The sequence below is a fragment of the Neolewinella agarilytica genome (assembly GCF_900110645.1).
Taxonomy (GTDB): Bacteria; Bacteroidota; Bacteroidia; order Chitinophagales; family Saprospiraceae; genus Neolewinella; species Neolewinella agarilytica.
The window spans coordinates 121,755-141,186 of the sequence record NZ_FOFB01000014.1; the positions used below are offsets into that span (position 1 = coordinate 121,755).

Annotated in this window: 17 protein-coding genes; 6 read left to right on the forward strand and 11 right to left on the reverse strand. The window is 53.6% G+C overall.

Annotated features, from left to right (window positions below; all coding sequences use genetic code 11):
* Window positions 1-29: 29 nt before the first annotated feature.
* Window positions 30-1,865 (reverse strand): DUF5060 domain-containing protein, encoded by a 1,836-nt coding sequence (locus BM123_RS13600; protein WP_090169434.1) that lies wholly within the window; start codon window positions 1,863-1,865, stop codon window positions 30-32.
* Window positions 1,866-1,972: 107 nt separating this feature from the next.
* Here BM123_RS13600 and BM123_RS13605 point away from each other — a divergent pair, with 107 nt between their 5' ends.
* Complete coding sequence (locus BM123_RS13605) at window positions 1,973-2,461, forward strand: hypothetical protein (protein ID WP_090169437.1); 489 nt, start codon at window positions 1,973-1,975, stop codon at window positions 2,459-2,461.
* A gap of 174 nt (window positions 2,462-2,635) precedes the next feature.
* Here the strand turns inward: BM123_RS13605 and BM123_RS13610 are convergent, their stop codons facing one another.
* The 5 genes from BM123_RS13610 to BM123_RS13630 form a co-directional block, all read right to left on the reverse strand.
* Complete coding sequence (locus BM123_RS13610) at window positions 2,636-3,526, reverse strand: ABC transporter ATP-binding protein (protein ID WP_090169439.1); 891 nt, start codon at window positions 3,524-3,526, stop codon at window positions 2,636-2,638.
* A gap of 56 nt (window positions 3,527-3,582) precedes the next feature.
* Entirely contained in the window at window positions 3,583-4,275 is a 693-nt protein-coding gene (modB, locus tag BM123_RS13615) for a molybdate ABC transporter permease subunit (protein WP_090169441.1), read from the reverse strand.
* 9 nt (window positions 4,276-4,284) lie between these two features.
* The gene (gene modA, locus BM123_RS13620) at window positions 4,285-5,073 is read right to left on the reverse strand and encodes a molybdate ABC transporter substrate-binding protein (RefSeq protein ID WP_090169443.1); all 789 of its coding nucleotides are present in this window, start codon (window positions 5,071-5,073) and stop codon (window positions 4,285-4,287) included.
* A 26-nt stretch (window positions 5,074-5,099) separates the two neighbouring features.
* Complete coding sequence (locus tag BM123_RS13625) at window positions 5,100-5,900, reverse strand: T9SS type A sorting domain-containing protein (protein WP_090169445.1); 801 nt, start codon at window positions 5,898-5,900, stop codon at window positions 5,100-5,102.
* 99 nt (window positions 5,901-5,999) lie between these two features.
* Window positions 6,000-8,006, reverse strand: coding sequence for a peptidylprolyl isomerase (locus BM123_RS13630; protein ID WP_139211886.1), 2,007 nt, complete (start codon window positions 8,004-8,006; stop codon window positions 6,000-6,002).
* Between the two features lie 149 nt (window positions 8,007-8,155).
* Here BM123_RS13630 and BM123_RS13635 point away from each other — a divergent pair, with 149 nt between their 5' ends.
* Complete coding sequence (locus tag BM123_RS13635) at window positions 8,156-8,539, forward strand: YkvA family protein (protein WP_090169448.1); 384 nt, start codon at window positions 8,156-8,158, stop codon at window positions 8,537-8,539.
* A 69-nt stretch (window positions 8,540-8,608) separates the two neighbouring features.
* The gene (locus tag BM123_RS13640) at window positions 8,609-9,892 is read left to right on the forward strand and encodes a Pycsar system effector family protein (RefSeq protein WP_090169450.1); all 1,284 of its coding nucleotides are present in this window, start codon (window positions 8,609-8,611) and stop codon (window positions 9,890-9,892) included.
* 101 nt (window positions 9,893-9,993) lie between these two features.
* Here BM123_RS13640 and BM123_RS13645 read toward each other — a convergent pair whose 3' ends face one another.
* The 4 genes from BM123_RS13645 to BM123_RS13660 form a co-directional block, all read right to left on the reverse strand.
* Entirely contained in the window at window positions 9,994-11,592 is a 1,599-nt protein-coding gene (locus BM123_RS13645) for a M28 family peptidase (RefSeq protein ID WP_090169452.1), read from the reverse strand.
* Between the two features lie 56 nt (window positions 11,593-11,648).
* Complete coding sequence (locus tag BM123_RS13650) at window positions 11,649-12,818, reverse strand: hypothetical protein (protein WP_090169455.1); 1,170 nt, start codon at window positions 12,816-12,818, stop codon at window positions 11,649-11,651.
* Between the two features lie 584 nt (window positions 12,819-13,402).
* The gene (locus BM123_RS13655) at window positions 13,403-14,134 is read right to left on the reverse strand and encodes a hypothetical protein (protein WP_139211887.1); all 732 of its coding nucleotides are present in this window, start codon (window positions 14,132-14,134) and stop codon (window positions 13,403-13,405) included.
* A 10-nt stretch (window positions 14,135-14,144) separates the two neighbouring features.
* Window positions 14,145-14,387, reverse strand: a complete 243-nt coding sequence (locus tag BM123_RS13660; RefSeq protein WP_090169459.1) for a hypothetical protein — start codon at window positions 14,385-14,387, stop codon at window positions 14,145-14,147.
* Between the two features lie 865 nt (window positions 14,388-15,252).
* Here BM123_RS13660 and cdaA point away from each other — a divergent pair.
* A complete protein-coding gene (gene cdaA / locus BM123_RS13665; RefSeq protein WP_090169461.1) occupies window positions 15,253-16,050 on the forward strand; it encodes a diadenylate cyclase CdaA in 798 nt (265 codons plus the stop codon).
* A 1-nt stretch (window position 16,051) separates the two neighbouring features.
* On the opposite strand, the gene BM123_RS13670 is transcribed toward cdaA, so the two are convergent.
* Window positions 16,052-17,407, reverse strand: coding sequence for a DUF2851 family protein (locus BM123_RS13670; protein WP_090169463.1), 1,356 nt, complete (start codon window positions 17,405-17,407; stop codon window positions 16,052-16,054).
* A gap of 319 nt (window positions 17,408-17,726) precedes the next feature.
* Here BM123_RS13670 and BM123_RS13675 point away from each other — a divergent pair, with 319 nt between their 5' ends.
* Entirely contained in the window at window positions 17,727-18,101 is a 375-nt protein-coding gene (locus tag BM123_RS13675) for a hypothetical protein (protein WP_090169465.1), read from the forward strand.
* A 56-nt stretch (window positions 18,102-18,157) separates the two neighbouring features.
* Window positions 18,158-19,348, forward strand: coding sequence for an NAD(P)-dependent malic enzyme (locus tag BM123_RS13680; RefSeq protein ID WP_090169467.1), 1,191 nt, complete (start codon window positions 18,158-18,160; stop codon window positions 19,346-19,348).
* Window positions 19,349-19,432: the final 84 nt, after the last annotated feature.

A 19,432-nucleotide genomic window follows, 5' to 3' on the forward strand; every position in this document is an offset into this window, starting at 1 on the left:
GGCGACGACGAGGTTGTGAATCTGTTTCATTAGATCTTCCGCAACAAGCAGGCCCAGTCTCCTTTGCCCGGAGCGGTCAGTTTCAGCTGGCCACCAGCTGCCTGGGGCTCCTGCTCCATGAGCCGGCTACCGTCAGCTGCTGCGGGGTCAAACCAGTGGACAGAGAAATTGCCACTCACAGCGCTGAGGTCGAGACTGGCGGTTCCGCCGTAGGGCAGGTGAACGAGGTAAGTCTCTCCACTTTTCGCCAGGCAGCGCACGGGCGCACTAACGAGTTCTTCCATCGGGCTCATCTCGTGGAAAGGTACATGCTCCGTGAAGAAGTCGATCGTCCGGCTCGTCCAGCCCCAGGCGCGGTCTCGGCTGCGCCAGTCTTCCGTGTTGAGGTCGTTATTTTCGTTGTAGGCACCGAAGTACCACTCCACCCCTGCGCCGCCAGCCATCAGGTTGCCCCAGAGCGTGAGAGCCCGGAGGCTATCCTGGTTGTTCAGCGCCGGGTTAGGACTGAAGCCCGCGTCGGGGTCCAGGCCCCGCCACCAGGGGCCGACTTCGTCAAGGCTCATAATCCAGGGAGATTGAGCAGCCTCACTGCGTTGGATCCACTTTTTGGTTACTTCATAGGCAGAGTAGGGGTTTCCAATTTGGATGGACAAGCCGTTGAGCTGCTTATTCCCCAGCAGAGGTTCATAAATTTCCGCAAAAGCGGCCTCATGAGGGTGGGTATGTAAAACGATATAGCCCTGATAGGGGTCATTATTGGCCAGCCAGGCGATCTCAGCTTTCTGCTGGGCGTTATTCTGATGGGTTTTTGACCAGTCGTTGGGGCCATTCTCTTCGCCCAGGTTCCAGGTCACTGCGCGGTGATGGCCAAAGCGGGCGATGAGCTCGCGGAAGTAGAGCTTCCGCATCGGGCCGGTGTCTCCATTATCGAGCAAGGTCTCGTTTTCGGTCTCCTGCAGCACGAAGTGGAGGTTCATGCCCAGGTCATCCGCATGCTGAAATACCCGTTCCCATTGGGCGAGTTTGCTCACGTCGTAGCGGTCAAAAGTCTTATGGTCCACAAAGGGCCAGACGTCCTTACCGTCGCCATTGATGTTTAGCGTCAGGAAGTAGATGCTGTTGATGCCCCTGGCTGCCAGATAGCTGATGGCGCCGAGAATTCCCTTGCCTTTACCGTCGCCCCAGGTTGGGCTTCCGGAGGTAAAGTCTGCTTCGTGAGAGGTGAAGTGATGCAGGCCCTCGGTTTTGTTTTCGCCGTCCCGAAACGTATTGCTGTGCCGGTAGGTGCCATCAAAGTCGGCGTAGCCGAGCAGGTTTTCGGGGCTGTCAGCTCCGCCCTTCAGGAAGTATTTTCCCGTCTCGGCCCACTGTAGATAGCGCGGGTGAGTACGAACGAGACGCCCTCTTTCCCCAGCGGCGGGTGGCCCTACGAAGAGCGTGCCCGTTTGGTTGCCTACTTCTATGCGTTCACCGCTGGTTTGCTGGTCGTTGTACACGATGTCTTCTCCCTTTCGCATCACGGCTTCCCAGCGCCAGGCGCCTTCGTGGGCGGGGCGAAAGTTTACGGCCCAGACATTGCCACCCTCGGCGCTGCTGTTGGCCGCATCGCCGTCAGCGGCGTAGTAACCGGGGACGGTGAAGACAGAATCGTTGAGGAAAAAATTTACGTCGAGCCGATAATCCCGAAACGGGTTCTCAGCGGCGTCTTCACTGCTTTGCGGGCCCGTAAACTGAATATTGACGTTTTGCCATTTTGGGGTGACCAAATCGGCATTTTTGGCTGTCGTTGGCGGCACTTCGGGCTGGCAGGCTGATAATAGCCCGGCGATTAGAAAAAGAAGGGTAAAGTGAAATGGTGTAGACATGCATGATGGGTGTTGAGGAACGAAAGGTAGCTTTTTTGATCGTAATCCTGTTTCTGGCAATTTGAGCTTGGAAAGCGCCTATCTTGTGCGCTCAAACTACTTGTTTTATGCGTTACCTCTTCGTTTTATCTCTTGTGTTTATTCTTTTTTCCTGCAAAAGCGACGCGCCCGACGGTGAGCTGACGGCGCCCGAAACTTCTGCTCCGGCTCCGGGAGTAAATCCCATTCCTGCCATCACGGGGAGTGAATCAATGCAGCCGGGTGAGCTGGCCGATTTTTCTCAGGTCAGTGAGGCTTGCAGCTGCAGGCTTCGGCTGGACTCTGCCGAAGGAGAGGATGATCTCTTTTTCGCCTTTAACCTGAAGGACGGCCCCGGAATTATCAGCCTCAACGGAGAGCGGCAGGTCGTACAACGAGGGGCTAGCCTGAGCTCCGGCAGCGGTAATGAAAGCTACCTGCACCAGAACGATCGTTACCGGATCCAGACTTCATTGACTGATGAAGGAGGAACGGAGCAGTCCGGTCGCGTAAAGATCACCAACCTGGAAACGGAGGAGAAAACCATCGTTCGCGTGGTGGGGAACTGCCAGTGCTAGATAAGTAGTGGGCAGAGGCTCCAGCTCCGACCGCGAAGGGGGCCGAAGGTTCCCGGAGCAAACACCAGGCTCCTATTCCCAAAAGCAGCCTTTGCACCCGCGTCCGCGCCGCCTCATATCAGGTAACTATCTGGCGCGGACGCAGGTGCAAACAATGGTTGAAAATAGCCGTGTTTACCGGCGCTGGCCTATTTTGTATCCCGCGTCGGTAAGCTCAATGATTAATTCATCCCCCACCTGCCATCCGGCAACGGTATCCGCTGCTGCCGTCAGGCGCAGCTGCGCCTGCGGCCAGACGGGGTAGCTCACGGCCACTTCAAGAGTCGCCGTGTCATCCCGGATGATAACCGACAAAAGTGTCGCCACCATCTGTAGTGTTGCTGCCTTAAGGTCAGGGAAAAGAATTTCCTGCGGGCTACCCGTTCGAACTATCTTCCCTTCCCGCATCTCCAGAACCCGGTCGGCCAGTTGGAGGATCTCCCGGCTGTCATGGCTAACCAGGATCGTCGTTAGCCCCAGGCTCCGGTGCCATTGCTGCAGGTGGTCACTTAATCGCCGCCGCAAGGATGGGTCGAGGGCAGATAGCGGCTCATCCAGCAGAAGAATATCCGGTTGTTGAACTAAGGCCCTGGCCAGCGCCACCCGCTGCTGCTGTCCTCCGGAAAGCGTCGCCGGTTTTTGCCCGGCCAGTGCGCCGAGCTCCATTACGTCCAGCTGTTCATCGACCTTGCTGTCAGCCTCTCCTTTCCGTAAGGCAAAGCGGAGATTTTCCCGTACCGTCATGTTGGGAAACAGGGCGTAATCCTGAAATACATAACCAATGTTCCGCTGCCCGGGAGGCAGATTAATCCCTGCTTCAGCATCGAACCAGGCCTTACCGTTAACCCTGATCTGGCCCGACTGCGGACTAAGCAAGCCCGCCAGCATCCGCAGGGTGGAAGTTTTTCCCGCACCGGAGGGCCCGTAAAGCGTCACCAACTCTCCCCGTTCAACCCTTAGGTCGAGTTGCAGCAGCATCTCTCCTCCGGCGGCGTTCAGACTTTTGCGAACTTGTAGGGAAATCATTATCAGGAAATCGTAAGTGTAGCAAGATGACAGTAGCGTTCAGGAAGGCAAAACGCTCAGCGTTTCAATAGCCTCTTCCCTGTGGGGAGGGGGTTTCCATTGCGTCCATTCACCCAATACACCCCCAGTAATACTAAGAAGCTAACGGCAAACAGGATAAGGGAATAGGCATTTGCCGCCTCATAGTTCATGGCCTCCACCTCATCGTAGATCGCGATGGAAGCAACCCTCGTTTGACCCGGGATGTTGCCACCAATCATGAGTACCACCCCGAACTCTCCTACGGTATGGGCGAAGGACAAAACCAGCCCGGTCAGCATCGCCGGCCGGATGTTGGGAAGTTGTACCCGGCGGAGAATCTCCCACCGGGACTTTCCCATCAGGCGGGCGGCATCGATGAGAGAATCAGGCAATGCTGTAAGCCCGGATTGCAGCGGGTGGACCATAAACGGTAAGCTGTAAATCACGGAGGCCAGCACCAGCCCCCCGAAGGAAAACACCAATCGGAGCCCTAATGTCTCTTCCAACCAGCTGCCAAAGGCATTGCCCGGGCTAAAGGCGATTAAAAAATAGAAGCCCAGCACCGTTGGCGGTAGAACCAGCGGCATACTGATCAGGGTCTCCGCAACAGACTTAAAGCGGGAGGTACTGCGCGCCAGCCACCAGGCCAGCGGCAGGCCGACCACAAAAAGTACCGCCGTGGTGACGGTGGCGAGCTGCAGTGTGAGGATCAGGGGAGACCAGGACATGGGGGTAAGCTACTCCACAGGCACACGGTAGCCAAATTTTCGCAGAATATCCCTGGCTGCTGCGGAGTGCAGATATTGCTGAAAAGCAGTGGCAGCGGCCATCTTTTCTTCGTCTTTACTACGGATTACGGCAGCGACCTGCCAGATTTTCGCGTAGAGGCTGTCGGGAATAATCTCGTATCGGCCAACGTCTTTTAGCTGGGGCGCAGTGACGACGGAGAGGGCCGTGAACCCAACCTCTGCGGCACCCGAAGAGATGAATTGATTGACCTGAGCAATGCTTTCTCCGTAGACCAGCCTGTCCTGCAGGCTGCCCGAAGAATCGATCTTTTGCAGCAGCTCCCAGGCCGCCCGCCCGTAGGGAGCCGTTTCCGGATTAGCGATGGCCAGGTGGCGAACGGAGGCTTTTGATAGCTCCTGAAACGAGGTTGATGAGTCAGCTTTCACCATCCAGAAAACCAGGCTTCCGGAAGCAAAAACTTCTGGGGAACCAAGCGTAAGGTGTTGTTCGCTCAATGCATTTGGGTAGTTCTGGTCTGCGGAGAGAAACAGATCGTAGGGCGCCCCTTCCCGAATCTGAGCGGTCAGTTTGCCACTGGAGCCGGTGATGAGGCTTACGGGATTCCCCGTTCGTTGGGTGAAGTCCTGCCGAAGGGCTTCCGCCGCAAATTGCATACTCGCCGCCGCGGCAATGGTGATGCCTTCCCGGGAGGAAGGTTCTGAGTTACAGCCGAGCCCGATAGCTATGAGCAGCCCGAAGCATAAGAGGAAACTGTTAGAATATCGCTGATGACCCATCAGCGGCGAAGATAGCTGACCCGTAATTATCGGACGACCACCCGCTTCTTGATCCGTATTCCGTCCGTTTCCATCACCAGGAGGTAAACGCCGGCGGGCAGCTGGCTGACGTTGACGGTATGCTCGCTGATTTCACGGTTGCCAAGATCCTCCCGACTGATGAGGCGACCGTTGATGTCGTACAAGTCGACGATGCCAATGGGCGTCGGCTCAAAAAGTACCCGGAAGCTTTCACTGGTTGGGTTGGGGGCGATGGTGGCGTCAATGAATTTAGGGTAATTGGGCTCTGCGTCAGAAATAATGACATCAGGACCGATACATTGCGCTAACTGATTTTTGAAGGCGGAGAAAGGTGCCCGACTGGTGCCTTCCGCAATTTTACCGTTTACGATACGGCCCGTTACGTGAAGGGCGCTGGGGCCGCAACCGGGGAAGTCCCGTACTGGGTATGGATTGGCGCTAAGGTCAATATTTGAGTAGGAGGAAAAAAAGCCATCCCGGTTTACAAAAATGATGATGTATTCAGCTCCTTCGTTTAGTGAGTTGATCGGGCCGTTGCAGTTGCCACCATCCTGGCCCAGCAAGCTGTAAGTGCGGCCAACTTCAGCCGTGCCGGAAATTACTTCTCTGACCTTAACGTCATACAATGGAGCATAACCTCCTCCCGCCAGACGGTATTCTACAAATTGGGCCCGTACAATGGTAACGTCTTCTCCCGACCACTCGTAGTAGGAGGCAGCATAATCGCAGAAGTGCTCTATGTAAAAACAGCTACAGGCCTGACCAGTTGCCGGGATTAATAACAGGAGGTAAATCAGATATTTCATTGGGTAGGAGTTGTACTTGCTTTAGACGGGAAACCTTGCTCGTACGTTTGCGTCATGTACTGAAAAGTTGGTTGTCTGGCTTTCAGCTGGCACTTTGCACTACCGTAGCTGCACACTCTCAATCTTAGTCCCAACGGTTATTTGGTCTACCACATCCTGCCCGCTTACGACTTCTCCGAAGATGGTATAATTGCCATCGAGATGGGGTGTTGGCAGGTGAGTGAAGAAGAACTGAACGCCCTCGGTGTCCTTTCCGGCACTGGCCATACCCATTAGCCCAGGGCGATCCCAGCGGATGCCGGGGCTTTCTGTTCGTAGGGTGAACTCTTCGGAGCCATAGCCATCGCCGAGGGGGCCACCTCCCTGAGCGACAAAATTGGGTACTACCCGATGGAAGACCTTCCCGTCGTAGTAATTGTCCCGCAATAAGCGCAGGAAGCTAGAGGAGGTGGCCGGCGCAATGTCCGGCAGCAGGCGAACGGTAAAGCGGCCGGCATCGGTACGGAAAACAATTTCTTCGCTTCCGTCACTTCCCAGGATGTTCCAATCGATGGCCTGTGCTTCATTAGTGAGTTTTTTGGGCTCCGGCTCAGGGTACCCGGCCAGTGCGGCCCGGGCAATTTCTACGGAGCGGTAAGCCTCGATATCCTTCGGTAAACGGAAAGCCCGGAGGGCCAGGTCCATCCACCCCAGGTCAGGAAGATAGAGGCGGTAAACGTCCGCATTTTTAGTCAGTGCCTCGCCGGCAGCCGCCGCCGGGCCGATGCGGCCGGAGAGAATCATCTCCCGGAAGCTGGCCGCCAGGTCCAGCCGTACCCGCCGGGCGCTACCGCGAAAGAATGTATCGAAATTGTCTTGCTGACTGATGCTGCGCAGCGCATTGGCTGCAGCGGTCTGTACAACAGTCTGATTGCTTTGCTGATAAAGCTCATAGATCGTCCGGTAATTCCAGGGGAATTCCCCCAGCGCGGCCATGATGTCAGCTTTCTGGTAAGGATCACTTGTAGCAGCGTAGGCTTGTTGAAGGTCATAGTTGATGCGGCCACGGTAATCGGTAAAGTAAAGCGGCAGGTATCGGTTAGCCGCAGCGTAGAGGGTGTACCGGATGTCCGTGCGGGAAGAATCCCGTGCCTGTTGGCGGTAGAAGGTGGCATCCGCAGCGCTGCCGTGATTGAGGAGAAAGTTGGCGGCGGTCTGGCGGACGAGCGGATGCTTGTCCTTCAGGCGCTCAATGATGGGCTCCCGGACACTGGCGTAGGCGTAGCCCGCCAAAGCATTGATGATTTCAGCTCTGATGCGCCAGTCCTCTGCGTCTCGCAAAGAGCGAAGGAGGGCCACTCTGCCCGCTGCTGTCTTGGCCTTGCCAAGTAACTTCGCGGCCGCCAGAGTCGTATTCGGGTCGAGATTGTTCCGGAGTAACTGACGGACGGCTTTCTCGCTACTGCTGTCCAGGCTAACCGGGAAGCGCCGCAGGAAGGCTGCTGCGGGCAGGCGAACTTCGGCGGGCAGACTTTCACTGAGCAGGAGCTGAAGCATACGGGCGTCTCCCTCCTCTGACCGTAAGCCCTGGCGGGCGAAGTAAAAAATGCTCCAGGCCTGCCCGCTCATCAATAGTGTGTCCGTATTCCGGTAGGTGGAAATAGCGGTAATCTGCCCGAGGTTCTTCTCCGTGCCGGTTTTCCCTACGGCAGCGAGTAATGCTGCATTGTATTCCCGGAGCTGGCCCAGGGTGTCAAAGGCCATGGCGAGTTTGTCAGCAACACCCTCTCCGCCGGTTTGGCCGAGCGCATAGGCTGCAGCGGCGCGTACCAGCTCGTCGGGGTCTTTTAGCAGCGCGACGAGGCTGTCCGTTACCACGGAGGATACTTCCGGAAAGCTGCCAAAAGAACGAGCGGCTAAATACCGGTAACTTGGGGTGGGGCTGGTAAGAAAGGCCAGCAGGCTATCTGCCTGACGCTCATTCTGCAAATTGTAAATATGCTTACTCGTTGCGTCATTGAGATCAACAACAACACCGGTTTGCTGCTCCTCCCCCGGAGGCACGCAGGAGGGAGTAAGAAGCAGGAAACACAGGCAGGAGAACAAAGCAATGACGAAAAAGCGCATGGTGTGAAATTGGTAGTAGGGAAGCTGAACTTCCGGCCCCAAGGTAATGATTCATCCAGGAGTTGTCTTGTTTTGTAGAGTATCCTCGGTGGGATTTAAGCTAAAAGCACCCTTTGGGCGTTATCTTGTCGTCATCAAAAACATCCACCATGAAAAAGATGGATAAATACCGGCGTTATTTCAGTGACTTCCGCTTTTGGGAGAAGCTCAAAAAGTTTGCCGCTGCCGCTGGCGTGAAAACGGTCTATTCTGCGCTCTTACTTTTCTTCGCCTACAAGCGTTCGGATACTCCGGGATGGGCTAAACGACTCGTTGTAGGAGTGTTGGGTTACCTCATTATGCCGATTGACGCGATCCCTGATCTGGGGTTCTTAATCGGTTATACGGATGACCTGGGCGTACTCAGTTTCGCATTGGTTACGATAGCAGCTTACGTTAATGACGACGTTCGCACGCAGGCCAGAGAGAAGCTAACGAACTGGTTCCCGGACGTAGAGGAGGAAGTCCTGTTGGAAGTAGATAAAAAGCTGTAGAATACCCCTTTTCATTGCTTTTAAAAGCGTTTGCCTGCACCTGCGGATGCGCCCCCTTATATTTTGCCCATGAGCCTAGTCATTGATTCTAAAGTGTTATTAGCTGCCGTTGAGGCACACGTTGAACAATTCATTCAGGAAGAAATTGACGCTGCCTTCGTCTTTCACAATTTTCAGCATACTTGTGCGGTGGCGGAAGCCGCAACGGAGCTGGCGGACCATTACGAAGTGAGCGAAGATGACCGGCTGGCCATCATCCTGGCTGCCTGGTTTCATGATACCGGATACAGCGGTGGCTGGGAGGATCATGAAGAGCGAAGTGTCATCAACGCAACGAACTGGCTGCGCGCTCAGGGCGTGGATGATGAGGAGCTCATCGCTAATGTCAGCGGAGGCATCCGGGCAACAAAAATGCCGCAGCAGCCACAAAATTTTCTCGAAGAAATTGTGGCGGACGCTGACCTCAGCCATCTGGGAGACCTCAGTTACTGGGACCGCTGTGGCCGCGTCCGGCAGGAATTTACGCTGACCCGGGACATGATCATGTCCGATCAGGAGTGGATCGATTTTGAGCTGGCCTTTATGCTCAACCATGAATACCACACCGAGGCTGCCAGGGACATGTTTGGTGACCGGAAGAGCAAGCACGTCAAGCAGCTCTACAAACGCAAGAAAGCGCTGTTCCCGGATCAGACGCCGACTAATCTGGAAGAACTGGAAGACTCCAAAAAGAAGAAAAAGAAGCTGAAAAAGCTGAAAAAACTGATTGAGAAGTCGGAGAAAAAGGGAGACCCTGATTTCAAACCTGGTCGAGGGGTGGAGACGATGTACCGCGCCACCTATCGGACCCACGTTAACCTGAGTAGTATCGCTGATAATAAGGCCAACATCATGCTGTCCGTCAACGCTATCGTGTTGAGTGTGGTGGTGGCTAATCTGGCCACCAAGCTGGATTCTAACCCCCATCTGGTTATACCCACCATCATTCTCGTGGCGGTATGTCTGGGGTCTCTTTTTTACGCCATTCAGGCCACGCGGCCCAAGGTGACGGAAGGGAAAAGCAGTATGGAAGACATCAAAGCCCGGCGCAGTAACCTGCTCTTTTTCGGTAATTTCTATAACATGCCGATCGATGATTTTCATTACGGCATGATGGAAATGATCCGCGATGAAGACTTCCTCTACTCATCCATGACGCGAGACCTCTACTACCTTGGTGTGGTACTGGCCAAAAAGTATGCCTTTTTACGCATCTGCTACAACATATTCCTGTTCGGAATTATCGTGGCCGTGGTGGCCTTCCTGGTGGCCATCGTTTACCATAACTCTACGAATCCGATGCTGAACCAATAGTGGTCGTTATTTGGGCGCTGCCGCAGGTGCAGAGAAAGTTCTTTTGAAGAGCAGTGCTGGCAATTAGTCTTTCACCGCAGGCAGGGGCAGCACTATTGTTGCTACTTCACATCCACCACTATCCGCCGGTCCTGGTTAGCCAGCTGCCAGGCAGTGTGAAAGACCAATTGGCCAATTTTGGCCATTTTTTCAAAATTGATCTTTTCAATAGTATCTGTATCCATGTGGTAATCATCATGGGTGCCGTTAAAGAAGAAAATACTGGGAATGCCTTTTTCGGCGAAGTTGTAATGATCCGAACGGTAGTAGTAGCGGTTGGGGTCATCCTCGGCGTTGTAGGTGTAGTCCAGTTCGAGCTTCGTGAAGGTCTGGTTCATCCGCTCGTTAATGTCGTGGAGCTCGCTGCTGAGGCGGTCACTGCCGATGACGTAGATGTACTCCGGATTGTCCTGATGCTTGTCATCCACCCGGCCAACCATGTCTACGTTGATGTCCGCAATGGTATTGGCAATGGGGAAAACAGGATGGCTGGCGTAATACTCCGAACCCAACAGCCCTTTTTCTTCGCCGCTCACCAATAAGAATAAGACACTACGGCGTGGCCCTTTGCCCTGCTTTTGGGCGGTGACGAAGGCTTCGGCTACTTCCAGTACGGTACTGGTTCCGGAGCCGTTGTCATCCGCACCGTTGAAGATGGCGTCTCCACGGCGGCCGATGTGGTCATAGTGAGCGCTAACGACCAGTACCTCGTCCTTCAGGACAGGGTCAGACCCTTCCACGAAGCCCAGTACGTTCTCCCCAATCAATTCCCTGACGGCTTTTTTCTGCGTTAGCTTCAGGTCGGTCGGAATGGTAACGGGGCGTAGCTTGCCGGATTTTTCCAACTTCTTTCGGGCTTTGATGATCTTTTTGCCTGCCTTTCCCATGATCTTTTTGGCTAGCTGAGGGGTGATGTAGACCACGTTGGCCGTCGTCCGGTCGGCTTCCGTACTTTCCGCCATCTTCATCCGCCCGTCAAGGGTCTCCTTGCGAATGTCTCGAACGTTGGTCTTGAATTCCGGATCGATCACAAATACCGTCGCTGCACCCTTCTCTTTGGCCACTTCGAGCTTGCGTTCGGTGGAGTTGCTCCAGTCGGATTTTTCCGGGCTTCCGGAAACGAGATAATTACCGGATTTGGCTTTTGGCTCTCCGGCTAAGATGAGTAAGTGTTTACCCTTTACGTCGTTATCCTTGTAGTCACTGTAGGCGGGGTCATCAATACCGTAGCCCAGGAAAGTGAGTTCGTTGATGCTGATCTCCTCCCGGCTGTCATTCCCCGAGGGCGGAGAGGCGTATTCCCACAAATGGCGGAGAGATTCTCCCTCAAACTTCAGATCTACCTTTTCCCACTTCTGGCGACTGAAGACGATGCGCTGATAGTAATCGTCATGGTCTCCGATGGCCGGCAGGCCCATCCGCTGGAACTCCCCCTTCAGGTAAGCCATGGCTTTTTTCTGCCCGGCCTGCCCGGTCTCCCGGCCTTCCATATCGTCAGCCGAGATAATGGTGAGGTGGCGGGTCAGGTCCTCAACGGTGATCGTTGCCGCCAGCTCTCTGGCTTCCTCGTCAGAGGTAGGCAGGGACTGCGGGCTGTTCTTCTGCGCGGTAAGGACTATCGATAACAGCAGGAAAGAAAGCAATAAAGGGAGGCGAGGCATATAAAGGATAAGTCTGTTCGTGAAAATTGTAAAGTAAATAGCGTAGGATAGTTCAATTATAAACAACGCATAAGTTGTCGTAAAGCGTCTACCTGGAAAACCTGATATTCTTCATAGCCGCTGGACCAAAAAATCCGGACATAGTCAATGGCTTGATTCCGAAGCTCCTGAGCGCCGCCACGGGGCAGGCGGTAGCGCACGGTGTAATTGACCTCGCGGCGGGCATGATCAATGATGCCAACGGTTTCACGGACGGCCTGTAGTGAAATATGCCTTCCGTTTAGCAGGTGGAGGCTCAGACTGGAGTTTTGTGCCAGGTAGCCGTAGGAGGTGATGGCATTAGGGTTCGCGAAGGTCAGTTTGAGTTCGAGAAAGCGGTCGCCTCGTTGGTCGCGGCTCGTCCATGCCGTACAGCGGAGATATTCTTTGCCGTCCAGGAAGGGGCGCAGGTTTTCGTCCGTGTAGGTAAAAAACAGGCTGGGATAACTGACCGGCGTTGGGGCATTGGGGCTTGGAGCTGGTTGAAGGCCGCAAGGGGGGGCTTCCTCAATCGGCAAGCGACCTGCCGCCGGGCCGTAGCCGGAGAAAACGGGTTCTGCGGGCAGTAGAATACCCAGACTGCGCTCCGTCCGGTTACCGGGCTTCGTTATTTCCGGGCCGAGACGTTCCTCCCGTCGGGCTTCGTTGTAAGCGTCTACGTAGCGGCCTTCGGTGACGATGATGTTGGCGGCTGCCGCGCGTTGCTCTGCGGCGGTTCGTTCAATCAGCGAATTGTTCTCTACCTGTCGGGCCAACTGCAGCCGGCGTTGCAGCGTTTGGGCCTCGTTGGTGCGTTGAGCGGCCCGGGCGTTGGCCAGGTCCCGCTCCAGTTTGATGCGGTTGTTAATGGCTGCCGTGGCGCGGGTACGGGCCAGGGTTTCGGCTTCCCGGGCAATCTGCAGCTTGCGCTCGGCAATACGCTTCAGGTCGGCTACGGTGGGGTCCACCCCACCACTGAGGGGTTCAATACTAACCGAGACGATGGGGTAGGCCGCGCCAGCGCTGTCCTTTTGCTGGGCATCAATCAGGCTCAGATCGTTGAAGTAGCGCGCGCTACCATCGGCATAAACGATGATCTTTTCTCCGTCGGCGTTCGTCCTCAGCTCCTGCCCCCAACACGGCACCTGCGTTAGCGCCCCGATAATTATCAGGAGAGAATACCAAATTATTTGCCGTGTGGGTAACATAAGGCAAAGATAAGGCTTACAGGAACATAGGCCTTTATGATGTTCTATTAAATAGGAGCCATGTTAGGGGAGAGATGCCTTCTGACTTGCCTGTAATATTAGAAGGTTTTGCATCATGGGGACGCCTGTTCCAAGTTTTTAGTGAAACAGAATGCTATCAGTGTGTTTCATACGGCCAGAAGAGGCAAAATTTCGCCGCTCATAGCTAGTGTGCATAATACGGTTATCAGTTCTACAAGATTGGAAGGTGAAGAACTACTTCCTGGAGTAAATTCTGAGTTTGACTTAGGGTATGATGAGCCAAGAGATTATTTGCCCGAAGAACTAGTTAAACTGCTGGATGAAAAGTTCCCGAACATTAGTTAATAATAAGGTCAGGATTTGTTCGATTGAGCAAATCTTGATCCATCGAGGCATGGAGCACTGTTAGCTGAAGCTTTTAGAAAAGTGAAGGGGAAGCCAGATGGCTCACCTTTATAGCTGTTTCAGTGAAAGAGTATGCTATAGTGGCCAAGGCCACTATAAACACGAAATAGGCCATCTCTCATTAGAAAGATGGCCTACGTAAAGCTAGAGAAGTCTTATTAAAACTGCAAAAACCTGTAGCCCAATCCAAATTGAATTGCAGTTATACGATTGTCAAAAGAAATGGGCGTTGGAACATCCTCAACTTCAACTGGTCCATCTGATGCAGAACTTATTTGCTGACGCAAATTAAGGTGTAAAAGAAAGCGACCATAGCCTAAATCAATTCCTGCATTGATTTTTAAAACAGAGCCGCCGAAAGAACGATTTAGAGCATTCTGGATGTTAATTGCTCTTACTTGTCCAGGTCTATTAGCGATTTTATCAACGTAATCAGTTTCATTTACAGGAAATGAGTAGGTAATGCCAATCTTAGGAATTACTTCTAGACTTCCTAACTCAATCTTGTAAGATGGCAACACTGAAATATCGACTCTATCTGGGGCATAAAACAAACTTCTTGTTTGCGGCCCAAACATCCCATTATTCTCAGTAGGGTCCCTAAAGAAAACGCTGTAAGCAGTTCGACCGTAATCAATTTGAGTTTGTATACCAAATTGATCTTTTAATGTCCAGTCAGCTTTAGCCCCTATAAAGAATGACTGTTCTGGTTCCGCTTTCGTTTTGCCAAACCCAAACTCAAACTCTAAATCGGATGCATCTACAGGAGAGACTAATCGATGGATGGTAATTTCACCGCCAACTAAGAGACTTGCTCCGTTAAGCTGACCCCATACGCATATAGGAGTAAGCAGACAGAAAAGAATCAACATTGAGGATGGATATTTCATATCGTTTCTTTTAATTGAGTGTCTGTCTAACTTGAAAGAAAACCCAGTCTGAGTTATACTCAGTTGGAGGGATTGTTCTATGGCAGTACTCAACTAAGTTTTCTCCTAACCGATCAGAATTATTTTTAATTTTGATTGATGCGCTAACTTCTTGGATTGAAACTTCGACACCGAAAACCTTAATCGTAGGCTTAAACTTAAATCCTAGAGTTATTTCAGGGCCACCATCAACTTCTTCCCATGTATAATTCATTAGACTGCCTTGAATTTCTGGTAGCCAAGTGATAACATCTTTGAATTCTCCGTTAAAATGGTCAATGTCGCAGTGAAACCAGGTACATGTTCTCAAATCATCAGAGCGGCCAAACCAATTGGAGCATGACTTTTGACTTTACAAAAGTACGAACTTCTGGAAGTTTCATAGCTTCAGCGAGTTGTACCGCAAACTGTCCCGTTAGAGTCGTTTCAGGTGAAACTCCAGTATAGCTTAAACTATTATCTGAGTTTGGAATTACTTCAAGTTGGTCATCTTGATTACAAGACGAGAAGGAAAACGCAAGTATTACTGTAAACACAGCATACGAGCTAAACCTCGAAAGGTTGAACTGCATAATAAATTATTAATAAGGTGATAGTAGACAAAACGTCTACCAATTTAGGTTCTGCAAAGATAAATTGGATAATTTTGAATTACAACTTATGCTGAGATTGTTCTGATATTTTAACATATGACGTTTTTACACTGCCGCATTTTAAAAAGCGTGATTTTCATGTGAAACACTATTAGTTAAAGTGTTTCACAATAGCTTTCTTCCAAGGCCTACAGGCCAATCCCCCCGATGCACAACCGTCCAAAAGCTGCTAAATTTGAAACACTATAGACAGGTAGCATTTCACTTCAATGGACCTATCCCAATTTAGACCTCTTTAAGGACTAATGCGACGGTAAATGCCCGATACTTCCCTGGGGTAATCGTAAGCTCTCCGCTGGGACGCTTGCAGGTCGCTCCGCGACGCTACAAGGTCCGTTAACAAGACTAAGCGGTCCTCGAAGCGTCCTGAAAGGACCTTCGAGCGTCCGTGATCTCCAAGCTTGGGTTTGCCCTATCTTTGTCCTAATGCCAACCGTCCTCTTCAGCATCGGTTTCCTGGAAATAGACATCTGGGATTTGTTCGACATCTTCATCGTGGGGGTGTTGCTTTATCAGTTGTACCGGCTGCTGAGGGGAAGTATCGCGCTGAACATTTTTGTGGGAATGATGCTGCTCTTCCTGAGCTACCAGGCCTTCAAGGCGCTGGGGATGGACCTGCTCAGCAGTATTCTCTTCCAGTTTATCAACATCGGCTTCGTAAGTCTGATCATTATTTTCCAGCCTGAGGTAAGGCGGTTTTTGCTGCTGTTGGGGACCAACACCCTTAAACAGCGCGACTCCGCCTGGAGCCGGCTCTTGGGCCGGGAAGTAGCGGACGCCGAAGGGGGCGTACCCGAACAGGAGGACGTTCGACGGGCCTTTCTAAGAATGGCCGGTAGCCGAACCGGGGCCCTGCTCGTCTGTGCGCAGGATGCCGACCCGGAAACCATCATCTCCGGAGGAACACCACTGAACGCAGACATCAGCTACGGCCTGGTGGTCAGTATTTTTCACAAAGAAAGCCCGCTTCACGACGGGGCCGTCGTGATCCAGAATCGCCGCATCACCCGGGCAAGTGCCATTCTCCCCGTTTCCGAAAGCATGGACTTACCCAAGAGCGTAGGGCTTCGACACCGGGCTGCCGTGGGGGTGACGGAAAAAATCGACGCGGTCTGCTTCATCGTCTCCGAAGAAAACGGCAAAATCTCCTTCGCAAAAGAAGGGAACCTCGAGCGGGGAATTACCGAGGAGCGGCTGGTGGAGCTGTTGGGGGAGTATCTTTGATTCAAAGCCCGCCACCCGCCAGTTCATACAAAGCGGCTTCCTCGTTCATGGTCAGTAGGGGACCATCACTTTGGCCGTAGGGTTGATTCAGCAGCGCCCGGCCAATGGCACACTCCAGGCAACGACTTTTATCACAGAACTCCGTTTTCAGCTGGAGCAAAGCCTGACTCTCTCCGGCGTTTTTTGCCGGAAAGCCCAGCCCGTTCCACTTACGCAGCACCTTGTTGTCTTCGGCGGGTAAGTCCCGAAGCAAGGCCAATGCCCGGTCGCGGAACCGATCATCCAGGCGGTAATGGGCGTAGGCGACCAGCGCAGGTGCAATGGTGTTGATGAGCAGCGAGTGAATGGCCGAGGCTCCCAGCCGGCGTTCTCCGTAGGCGGCTTCTTTACCGAAGCGGTAGTGGTTTCTCCAGTAATTGCTCAGGCTGATGGAGAACATATTCTTCATCTCGCGGCCATCGGCCGCGGCCAGTGACTTGCCGAAGAGCTGCCCGGTACGGTGCAGCATGGCGGCCAGCTGCGCGATTCGGACGGTCGGGAAATTATTGGGCCGCAACCGAAGGTACCGCCAGGCGGTAGCTGGAATGGGGCATAAACCGTGCTTGATCTGTAGCAGCTTGTATTCTCTTCGCAAGAGCGGCAGGTAGGCTTCTTCCTCATCCCTGGCTTCAGGTAGGAGACCGGACTGCCCGAAAAGCAGCGCCTCTAACTGTAACAGACTGTGCTTATGCTTGAGGAGTACCCGCAGGGGAACGGAACGGGCGAGCATATCCATTGCTTCCCCGTTAACCCGGCCTCCCAGAGCGCGGGCCAGCGATTGGTAAAAGGCTTCCTCCCAGTCCAAGTTCGTCGCCTGCACCCGCTCCGCGAAGCGGTGCGCCCGGGCTTCTATCCGTTCCGTCAACACTTGTTCGAGCCACTGCTGCCGCTCGGGGTCAGCGACTAACTGCAGCTGCCCCTGGCAAGGGATCCAGTGCTCATTGTGCATAAGCCGCCAGTAGGAGTTGAGAATGCCCGCCGGGATTCGGTTGCGTAGCTCCAGACAAGGAATCCGATCACCGTTGGCCCGGTAGACGGGGCGATCCTCTTCCAGAACTACGTGCAGGATAACGTTGTCGTAAGCCGGGTCACTGTCGTGTTGGTGGGCGTACCACTCACTGGACTTTACGTGCATCTCAATGTTGCCCGCCCACTGCATGCCGTCAATGCGTAACTGCCCGCTACTGAAATCGGGGCCGGCATCTACATTATGCCGACCAAAATTCTGAATACTGATCGTTTGACCGGTGGTGGTGGTCAGGTCACGCAGGTCAAACCGTGCCTGCCGCCATAAAAAGTGGATAAAGTCTTCGCGCATGTCGCTGTGGGTTGCGACGGATGGCGGGATGTGTTTTGCGGGGTGAAGATAGTGAGCAGGATATTGTAAAACAAAAAATGAGTAAATATTTAAAATAAACAACAATTGCTATTAGGTGTGTCCTGCCTTGGTGGCAACTAGGGCAATGGTAAGCTCCCACCTGGACGCTTCAAAGTTCAATGGATCGTACCTGGCAAACCTCGAAGCGTCCCGCAGTATTGCGGGACCTTCGAGCGTTTGCTCTTTTCCGAGTTGGCGATTGCCCTATGGTTTCAACCCCAAGGCACATCAGACGTTTTACCTCAAATCCATCGCGCAGATGCCCCAAAGCTTCACACTCCTTTTCGGAGCAAAAAACGGGGATGCCGAATCATTGTCCGACGAATTACGCGCACAATTAGGCATCACCTTCGAACCCCGCTCAAGTATGTACTTAGGCGATTATTACCATTATGAAGGGCCTCTGGCGGATAAATTCTCCGTTCGGGAGAACTTCGTGCCTGGCTTCGGGTTGGCAGAAAGTGATCATCGGGAATATCAGCTCCTTGTTTATGCCTACTTTTTTTCCGGTACGGAAGATGAACGGGCAGATAAGTTCCTGCTGATGCGGGACAAGCTGCTGGCCATCGAAGGCCTGGAATTGATACGGGACGCCAGCCTGGAGACCGATGATGATGAAGAGGAGGATTCTTAAGCCCAAAATCCTCGTACCTTTCGCCCCCTTACCAAGAAAAAGATCAAAGCATAAGCATGAACTACTTCGAAGAAAGCCTCAATCTCCACCGCTCCCTCAAGGGGAAGATTCGGGTGTCCTCTAAAATGGATGTTCGCTCAAAAGACGACCTGTCGTTGGTCTACAGCCCCGGCGTAGCCGAGCCCTGCAAGGCCATTCATGCCAACCCGGAGGATGTCTACAAATACACCATCAAGAGTAATACCGTCGCCATTGTGACCGACGGATCGGCCGTACTTGGCCTGGGAGACATCGGTGCCCTGGCGTCCATCCCCGTCATGGAGGGCAAGGCCATGCTCTTCAAGCGATTTGCCAACATTGACGCTTTCCCCATTTGCCTGGACACCCAGGACACGGACAAGATCATCGAGACGGTCCGCCTCATCGCGCCGGTCTTCGGCGGCGTCAACCTGGAAGATATTTCGGCGCCCCGCAGCTTTGAAATTGAGCGGCGACTGCAGGATCTGGGCATCCCCGTCTTTCACGACGATCAGCACGGTACGGCCATCGTAACCCTGGCGGGGCTGCTCAACGGCAGCAAGCTGGTGGGCAAAAAGATGGAAGACCTGCGCGTCGTCATCAACGGTGCGGGCGCGGCGGGCATCGCCATCGCCCGTCTGCTGAAGGCGGTCGACAATCCGGACTCCCCGCTGGCCACCCCCGTAAAGGAGATTATCATCTGTGACTCCAAAGGCATCATCCACAAAGACCGGGACAACCTGAACTACGCCAAAAAAGAAGCGCTCGAGTTCACCAACCCCGAAAACAAGACCGGCAGTTTGCAGGACGCACTGGTGGGTGCTGACGTGTTCATCGGTGTCAGCATCGCTAACCTGCTGACCCGCGAAGACATCCAGACGATGGCCCGCGACAGCATCATCTTCGCCATGGCCAACCCCACGCCGGAGATCATGCCCGACGAGGCCAAAGCCGGTGGCGCAGCCATCGTCGGTACCGGCCGCAGCGACCTGCCCAACCAGATCAATAACGTACTCGGCTTCCCCGGCATCTTCCGGGGCGCGCTGGATGCGCGCGCACCCCGCATCACCCCGAACATGAAACTGGCCGCCGCCCGCGCCATCGCCGAGCACATCCGTAACCCAACGGTTGACGGCGTCATCCCGCCCACCCTCGACGAGCAGGTCGCCTGGCGGGTCGCTGATGAAGTACGCCGGGTGGCGGAGGAAGAATTTGGCCAGAAAGGATAGTCCCCGGTTGAGGACCTCCGGTCCGAACGCGAACGGGGCCGAAGGCTCCCGGAGCGTGTACTTGCGGCAGCCTCGATTGCGATG